Origin of the sequence: Vibrio sp. 10N.222.46.A1, from assembly GCF_041473595.1 — a bacterium.
In the GTDB taxonomy this organism is placed as follows: domain Bacteria; phylum Pseudomonadota; class Gammaproteobacteria; order Enterobacterales; family Vibrionaceae; genus Vibrio; species Vibrio tasmaniensis_A.
The window spans coordinates 1-3034 of the sequence record NZ_JBFRSN010001324.1; the positions used below are offsets into that span (position 1 = coordinate 1).

At 45.1% G+C, this 3034-nt stretch carries 5 protein-coding genes; all 5 read right to left on the bottom strand.

What is annotated here, in order from left to right:
- Nucleotides 1-42: 42 nt before the first annotated feature.
- On the bottom strand, nt 43-810 hold the full coding sequence (gspJ, locus tag AB4496_RS26315; protein WP_102257546.1) for a type II secretion system minor pseudopilin GspJ: 768 nt from the start codon (nt 808-810) through the stop codon (nt 43-45).
- Nucleotides 797-1186 carry a type II secretion system minor pseudopilin GspI gene (gene gspI / locus AB4496_RS26320; RefSeq protein WP_076667666.1) on the bottom strand — a complete coding sequence of 130 codons (390 nt, stop codon included), beginning with the start codon at nt 1184-1186 and terminating at the stop codon, nt 797-799. The genes gspJ and gspI overlap by 14 nt, the downstream gene beginning before the upstream one ends.
- The gene (gene gspH, locus AB4496_RS26325) at nt 1173-1766 is read right to left on the bottom strand and encodes a type II secretion system minor pseudopilin GspH (protein ID WP_102257545.1); all 594 of its coding nucleotides are present in this window, start codon (nt 1764-1766) and stop codon (nt 1173-1175) included. Before gspH ends, gspI begins: the two co-directional genes overlap by 14 nt.
- A 100-nt stretch (nt 1767-1866) precedes the next feature.
- Nucleotides 1867-2310: a type II secretion system major pseudopilin GspG gene (gene gspG, locus AB4496_RS26330; protein WP_017102442.1), complete on the bottom strand. Its 444-nt coding sequence runs from the start codon at nt 2308-2310 to the stop codon at nt 1867-1869.
- 88 nt (nt 2311-2398) lie between these two features.
- Nucleotides 2399-3034, bottom strand: a 636-nt coding sequence (locus tag AB4496_RS26335; RefSeq protein WP_372132839.1) for a type II secretion system F family protein, incomplete at its 5' end; no start/stop codon positions are given.

A 3034-nucleotide genomic window follows, 5' to 3' on the forward strand; every position in this document is an offset into this window, starting at 1 on the left:
CGCTGTTTACGCCCCACAGCAGATTTTGTCAGTGCAGGCTTATTAGTTTGATGAATCATTATTCCCCTCATTACTGCCTGAAGAGTCACTGTTTGAAGAATCATCGACCTGATCTAAGGCGCCACTTGGTGTGAGATAAACACGTTCTATCTCACCGTAATCTTTCAGTGTCAGCTTAAGTCTCACCGCTTTAGGCAGTGATTTATCGGTTTGCCACTCTTTGCCCCAGCGGCTTCCGTCATAAAACTCGAACTCCAGGTTCTCAACATCATCAACCAGAGGAGTAATCACACCTTGTTGACCGGCAGGTGTATCGGGGTAACGCCACCATACACGCTCAAGCGTTTCCTCTTTTATGCGGTAGCCTACTTTGGTGACTTCTCCGCGAGGGAACTGCTGCTGTGGGTTGTGCCAACCAAGGCGAGTAAACATGATGCCAACACTGTCGGAATCCAGTAAATACTCTTTCATTAGGATCAGCTTAGATGATGCTTCTTCACCATTGGTACGAAATTGTCGTACCGCCATCTGGCGAAAATCATTATCTAAAATGACTAAACTGCGTTGCAGTTGATTTAAACGAGCACTGCGCTCAATAGAGAGTTCGTTGCTTCGTTGGACCTGATTTACCACCTGATAAGCCGCCATGCTTAACGTGGAAAAGATGGCAATCGAAACCAAAACTTCGATTAAAGTAAAGCCTCTCCCTTTTGAAGATAGACCTTGTTTACGAGGCTCTCGCTTATTGGCGGACATGCTCTCGCTTGGCGACTTGCTCTTAGCTAACGACACGCTTTTAATTGACCACATAACTGCGCACCGTGACCACTGGAGAAGCTTTCTTACTGGTTGCTGCACTCACATCAAACGCCTTTAATAAATTATCGCTGGTATCGATGGGAGTCACCTTCCAGAACCACTCTCTTCCCGCTAACTCTTGCGTGCCCTGCGCTTTTTTAAGCTTCTCAGGATGCAGCATGACTAAGGCCATCTGGTTATCAACAACCATCGCCGCGAAGGTTTTTTCTTCTAAATAACTGAGGGTATTAATGTGTTGGGTGACAGCACGAATCACACTGATCGCCGCCGTAGCGAAGATAGCAAGCGCAACTAATACTTCAAGCAGAGTCATTCCTCGAGAACCAAGAGGCATACCACGAGAAGGAGAACGGTTATTCCTCTTCATCTTCTTCTCCCGGCTCTAGCAGTCGAATCACACCATTATCCAACACGCGAATACGCCAACCATCTTGTATGGTGTCTCCGGTATTTGGATAAAACGACAATACAAATGGCGTCATTTCAGCACTCGACAAAATGTATATCTGAGGTGGCTTGGGCTTTTTTGTCTCTTCAAGATCCGCAAACATATCTTCATCAAACAAGCTTCCGGGATTGAACAAACGATCATCGTCTTCCCATGCGCCACCACCTAAAGTCAGTGACAACGCGAGTTCTTCCGGTAATTCAGTTGAAGAGGGGATTTTTTCAAATTCGACTTCTTGCCAACCTTCTGACTTAAGCGCCATCAGAACGTAAGTCGATTTCTTTTCATCAACCCGAACGCCAAAATCCAAGCCACTCAAAATAGCCTCTTCATTGAGTAATTGAACTCGTTGATAAAAGCTTTGAGCGTATTTTTTGGCGACATCTTTGCTATTGGTCGGAATAGTCGCTATCACCGCGACCGCAGTTACTGACAGTAATACCAACACCAAAAGAATCTCAATCAAGGTGAAACCTGGCTGTGTTTGCTTAGTTTTCACCTTGGAGACTCCATCTGTATACGTCTTACCATCAATAACGTATCAACTAACACGAACTGTTCAACCAACAGGAACTTATCAAGCGACAATAAACCGAAGCTTATTGGAAATCTTGCATGTTCCAGTTACCGATATCCGCAGCGATACCTTCACCACCTTCTTGGCCGTCAGCACCAAGCGTAAAGATATCGATAGTACCGTTATCACCTGGGCTTAGGTATTGGTACTCATTGCCCCATGGGTCGTTAGGCAGACGCTTAATGTAGCCACCGTCACGGTAGTTACGAGGCTCTGGACTGTTTGGCTTAGAAACCAATCCATCAAGGCCTTGATCCGTTGTTGGGTAAACACTGTTATCCAGTTTGTACATATCTAGCGCGTTCTCTAGCGCCACGATATCCGTGATGGCTTTCTGTTGATCCGCCTTCTCTTTGTTACCCAAAAGGTTAGGAACAACAAAGCTAGCTAAAACACCAAGAATAACCACAACAACCATCACTTCCAATAGAGTAAAGCCTGACTGTTTTTTCATTTTATTTTTCATTATTTTCTCCAAATTACAGATAGCGAGTTGAAGGTAATAATGCCCTTCTTCTCGATAATCCAAAAACTAACGTCTGATGAGCAATACGTTATCCACTCATTAAATTGTTCATTTCAAGCATCGGCATCAGTGTCGCCATCACGATAAACAGCACCAAACCGGCCATCAACGCGATAAGCGCTGGGGTGAAAATGCCTAACGCGATATTGACCGTCGACTCAAAGCTTTGGTCTTGGTTGTCTGCCGCTCTTGTCAGCATCTGTTCCAACTGACCACTCTGCTCACCACTGGCAATCATATGCAGCATCATCGGTGGAAAGAGTTTGGTTTGATCCAACGCTTTACGTAGGCTTGCGCCTTCTCTAACACTGTCTGAAGCCTGTAATACTTGTTGTTTCACATGTTGATTCGACATCACATCAACCGCGACCTTCATCCCTTCAAGGATTGGAATCGCACTCGAGGTACAAATTGAGAGTGTTCGTGCAAAACGAGAGGTATTGATCCCTTTCGCAATCTTGCCGATCAGCGGAATACTTAATAGTTTGCGATCCCAGTTCATGCGAACACCCGGCTTTTTTAGCGCGGTCTTAATCAACACAATCACACCAATGATCAACAACAGTAATTGGATGCCCCAATTCTGGATAAATTCACTCGATGCCAATAAAAATTGTGTCGACTGAGGAAGCTCTTGGCCCATTTGGATAATAGGCTCGACGAT

Coding starts and splice junctions, on each gene's coding strand:
- gspJ (WP_102257546.1), bottom strand. CDS start 810: ATGTGGTCAATTAAAAGCGTGTCGTTAGCTAAGAGCAAGTCGCCAAGC.
- gspI (WP_076667666.1), bottom strand. CDS start 1,186: ATGAAGAGGAATAACCGTTCTCCTTCTCGTGGTATGCCTCTTGGTTCT.
- gspG (WP_017102442.1), bottom strand. CDS start 2,310: ATGAAAAATAAAATGAAAAAACAGTCAGGCTTTACTCTATTGGAAGTG.